Genomic DNA, 4,043 nt, shown 5'->3' on the forward strand with positions numbered 1-4,043 from the left:
ATCCGCCGCAGCAGGTCGGCGCGGGCGGCTGCCGGGGTCGCCGCGTAGACCGGGTCGGCCGCGGCGGCCGCGGCGGTCGCGGCGTGGACCTCCTCCACGGTCGCCTGGTGGAAGGCGGGGCCCTGCTCACCGGTGGCCGGGCGGGTCTGCCGCAGGTCGGCCGGCCCCTCCGTGCTCTCCTCACCGGCGATGAGGTTCGCACCGGTGATCGCGCGGGTGCTCGGCATCGTCGTCCTCCTCAGTGGTGCGCTGTCGACGTGGGTGCTCCGTGGCGGCTGTCCGGTGTCGACCCGGAGCCGCCCGGCGCGGGGGCCCGCACCGGAAGCGGTGGATCTTCGGTCGTGGCTCAGGCCGTCGCGTCCGGCACGAGCAGGATCTTGCCGAGGCCCGGTGGCCGGCGGTGCAACAGGTCGAGCGCGCGTTCGTACCCGCTGAGCGGCACCCGGTGCGAGACGAGGGGAGCCAGGTCGAGCACACCCGCCTCCACCAGGGCGATCGTGTGCGCCCATGCCGCCGGGCTCGCGCCGAACACCCCCCGGACGGTCAGCTGCTTCAGCGCGAACACGTCCGGGTCCATCGCGATCTCGCCCGTGCCCGCGATGCCCTCCAACACCACGGTGCCGCCTCGGCGGGCCAGGTCGAAGGCCGTCGGGACGACGCTCGCGGCTCCGGTGGCCTCGAAGACGAGGTCGGCCGTGCCGGCGGCCGACGACACCTCCTCGCTCAACAGGCACCGGGTCGCGCCGAACCGCTCGGCGAGCGGGAACTGGTGGTCGCGACGGCCGACGACGGTCAGCGAGGCCGGCCGGTAGGCGGCGAGCATCTGCACCGCCAGCAGGCTGAGGGTGCCGGTGCCCAGGACGGCGAAGTGCCCACCCGCGAGCGGAGGCGCGGCGAGCAGCCCGGCGGCCACGCACGCGGCGGGCTCCAGCAGCGCGCAGTGCGCCAGTTCGGTCCCCGGTGGCAACGGGTCGGGCAGGCGGTGGACGAGCCGCGCCGGTACGAGTACCCGGTGGCTGAAGGCGCCGGGGTGGGTGAAACCCGTTTCCGCGTACTCCGCGTCGCACAGCGTCGGTTCCGCCGCCCGGCACCGGGCGCAGACCCCGCAGGACCTGAAGCCCTCGGCGACCACCGGGTCGCCGGGGCCGACGTGGCGGACGTCCGGGCCGACCGCCAACACCGACCCCGCCCACTCGTGACCGGGGATGACCGGGTAGCGCACGATCTCGGCCGGGCGGCGACCCTCGAAGAGCTCCACGTCGGAACCGCAGATGCCGGCGGCCGCCACCTCGACGAGCGCCTCGCCCGGCCCGGGCTCGGGTGGAGCGTGTTCGATCAGCCGGTGTTGGCCGGGGCCGAGCACCTCCACCGCGATGGAGGGGGGCCTCCCGTCTGGCCCGGTCGCCGACTCCGCCGTACTCGCCTCGGTCACCTCGGACTTCCTCCCTGCCGAGTCTGGCCACATCGTGTCGTTTCCCGCCGGACGTAATCCGAAATGCTGGACGCTATCGGGAATCCCCGTTCACCCTAACATCGCCGGAGGGGGTGAAGTGGCCGGATCGACCGGCCACTTCCTGCCGAAATATCTGCTCGAACTGGCGGAGTTCCCAGGTGGGTGGACTCTTGACGGTGCTGATGACCAGGCCGTAACTTTTGTTCGTAGTTACGGAATATGTACGTGATTTCGGACGTGCGTCGGTGGTGGCCCTGCCAGGAGGCCGCACCGGCGGGTCCGACAGGCGCCGGGTCCGCCGGCGCGACCCGGCGTGCGGGGACGCACAAGACCGACGGGATGGTGTGGTGGCAACGAACGAGGGACAACCGGCAGATCACGGTTCGGCGGGGCGAGCGCTGGTCGCGGGACTGGGTTTCGGTGCGGGTGAACCCGCGCCGCCCGCCTCACCGGTGCGGTTCCCCGACGGCGGCGCGTTCCGCGTGGAGATCCCCTCCGTGGAGGGGCCGGGGCCGCTCACCGCCGTGCTCGACGAGATCGAGACGCGCGGGCTGCTCGTCCACCGCGTCAGCCAGGGCAGCGGCGTGATGATGCTCAGCGACACCGAGATCACCGAGATGGTGGACATGTGCGACCGCGCGCAGGTCGAACTGTGCCTCTTCCTCGGCCCGAGGGCGAGCTGGGACACCGGCGCCGGCCGGTACACCTCGGCCGGCGGCCTGGGCACCCGGGCGCGCGGCGGCGACCAGCTCCGCTACTGCGTGGACGACGCCCTCCGGGCCGTCGAGCTCGGTGTCCGGTCCCTCCTGGTCGGCGACGAGGGGGTGTTGTGGGCCCTGCACCGGCTGCGCGAGGCCGGGACCCTGCCCGCCGACACCCGGTTCAAGGTGTCGGCCCTGATCGGACCGGCCAACCCGGCGTCCTTCGCGCTCTTCGAAGGCATCGGCGCCGACTCCGTCAACGTCCCCGGCGACCTGAGCCTGGCCCAGTTGGCGTCGGTGCGCGCCGCCGGACGGGCCGCGATCGACCTCTACGTCGAGTCGCCGGACAACCTGGGCGGCTACGTCCGCCACTTCGAGATCCCGGAGCTCGTGCGCACCGTGGCCCCGGTCTACCTGAAGTTCGGGCTCCGCAACGCGCCGGACATCTACCCGGTCGGGGAACACCTGCGGGACGTGGCCGTGCGCAGCGGCAGGGAACGGGTCCGCCGCGCGGAGCTCGGCATGGCCCTGCTGGACCGCTACGGGCTGCTGGAGCAGGCGTCACCGCGCGGGGCGCGCGACATCGGCCCGTTGACCCGACTGCCCACCCCCGCCTGATCGCCGCCCCGGCGGGGACGCCGGGGCGAACCCCATGACAAGGACGGCAAGGATGACAGGGACGGCACCGTGAAGATCTCCAACATTCGCACCGCGGTACTGGGCACGCCGTGGCGGAACCTGACCTACGTGGTGGTCGAGACCGACGAGGGCCTCACCGGCGTCGGCGAGGCCCGGATGCTCAACCACACCGACGCGCTCCTCGGCTACCTCGCCGAGGCCGCGCCGAACCACGTCGTGGGCTCCGACCCCTTCGACATCGAGTCGCTGGTCCACCGCATGTACAACCTGGACTACGGGCGGGCGGGCGAGATCGTGATGTCCGGCATCGCCTGCGTCGAGATGGCGTGCTGGGACATCGTCGGCAAGGCCCTCGGCCAGCCCGTCTACCGATTGCTGGGCGGAGCCGTGCGCGACCGGATCAAGGCCTACGCCAACGGCTGGTACACGGTCGAGCGCTCCCCCGAGGAGTTCCACGCGGCCGCGAGGACCGTGGTGGAGCGGGGGTACCGGGCGCTCAAGTTCGACCCGTTCGGCCCCGGAACCATGGAACTCGACCACGCCGAGACGATGCGGTCGGTCTCCCTGGTGGAGGCCGTCCGCGACGCCGTCGGCCCGGACGTCGAACTGCTGGTCGAGATGCACGGGCGCTTCACGGCGGCCACCGCCTCCCGGCTCGCCCGCCTCCTCGAACCCTACGACCCGGCCTGGCTGGAGGAACCCGTTCCGCCGGACGACGTCGAGTCCCTCGCCAAGTTCGCCGCACGGGCGAACGCCCCCGTCGCCACCGGCGAGCGGTTGCACACCCGCCACGAGTTCCGCCAGCTGTTCGCGCTCCAGGCGGCGGACATCGTGCAGCCCGACATCTCCCACTTCGGCGGAATCCTGGAGACCAAGAAGCTCGCCGCCACCGCCGAGACGCACCACGTGCTCATCGCCCCGCACAACGTCGGTGGAGCGGTGCTCACCGCCGCCAACCTGCACCTGGCGGCCTGCACCACGAACTTCAAGATCCAGGAGCACTTCAACGACTTCGCCGACTCCTTCGTCAAGGACGTCGCCCCGGGCAACCCGGAGGTGGTGGACGGCTACTTCGCCCTTCCCACCGGGCCCGGGCTCGGCGTGGAGCTGGACCTGGACGCGGTCGCCGAACACCCGCGCCAGCAGGCCAACTTCAACCTGTTCAAGGAGGGCTGGGAGAAGCGGGACACCACCGGCTGAGCTCCTCGGCCGACCGCCGACCGCCGACCGCCGACCGCCGACCGCCGACC

Annotated in this window: 4 protein-coding genes; 2 read left to right on the top strand and 2 right to left on the bottom strand. The window is 72.4% G+C overall.

The features are described from left to right. Both ACTIDRAF_RS31240 and ACTIDRAF_RS0224900 read right to left on the bottom strand, forming a co-directional pair. Window positions 1–227 (bottom strand): aldehyde dehydrogenase family protein (locus tag ACTIDRAF_RS31240; protein WP_039789577.1); only part of this gene is annotated, 227 nt, incomplete at its 3' end. Window positions 228–346: 119 nt separating this feature from the next. Then, entirely contained in the window at window positions 347–1,432 is a 1,086-nt protein-coding gene (locus ACTIDRAF_RS0224900) for a zinc-dependent alcohol dehydrogenase (protein ID WP_016701377.1), read from the bottom strand. A gap of 365 nt (window positions 1,433–1,797) precedes the next feature. Here ACTIDRAF_RS0224900 and ACTIDRAF_RS0224905 point away from each other — a divergent pair, with 365 nt between their 5' ends. Both ACTIDRAF_RS0224905 and ACTIDRAF_RS0224910 read left to right on the top strand, forming a co-directional pair. Beyond that, entirely contained in the window at window positions 1,798–2,772 is a 975-nt protein-coding gene (locus ACTIDRAF_RS0224905) for a hypothetical protein (RefSeq protein WP_016701378.1), read from the top strand. A gap of 69 nt (window positions 2,773–2,841) precedes the next feature. After that, window positions 2,842–3,993, top strand: coding sequence for a mandelate racemase/muconate lactonizing enzyme family protein (locus tag ACTIDRAF_RS0224910; RefSeq protein WP_016701379.1), 1,152 nt, complete (start codon window positions 2,842–2,844; stop codon window positions 3,991–3,993). The last annotated feature ends 50 nt before the right edge of the window (window positions 3,994–4,043 follow it).

The sequence above is a fragment of the Actinoalloteichus spitiensis RMV-1378 genome, from assembly GCF_000239155.1.
GTDB lineage: Bacteria > Actinomycetota > Actinomycetes > Mycobacteriales > Pseudonocardiaceae > Actinoalloteichus_B > Actinoalloteichus_B spitiensis.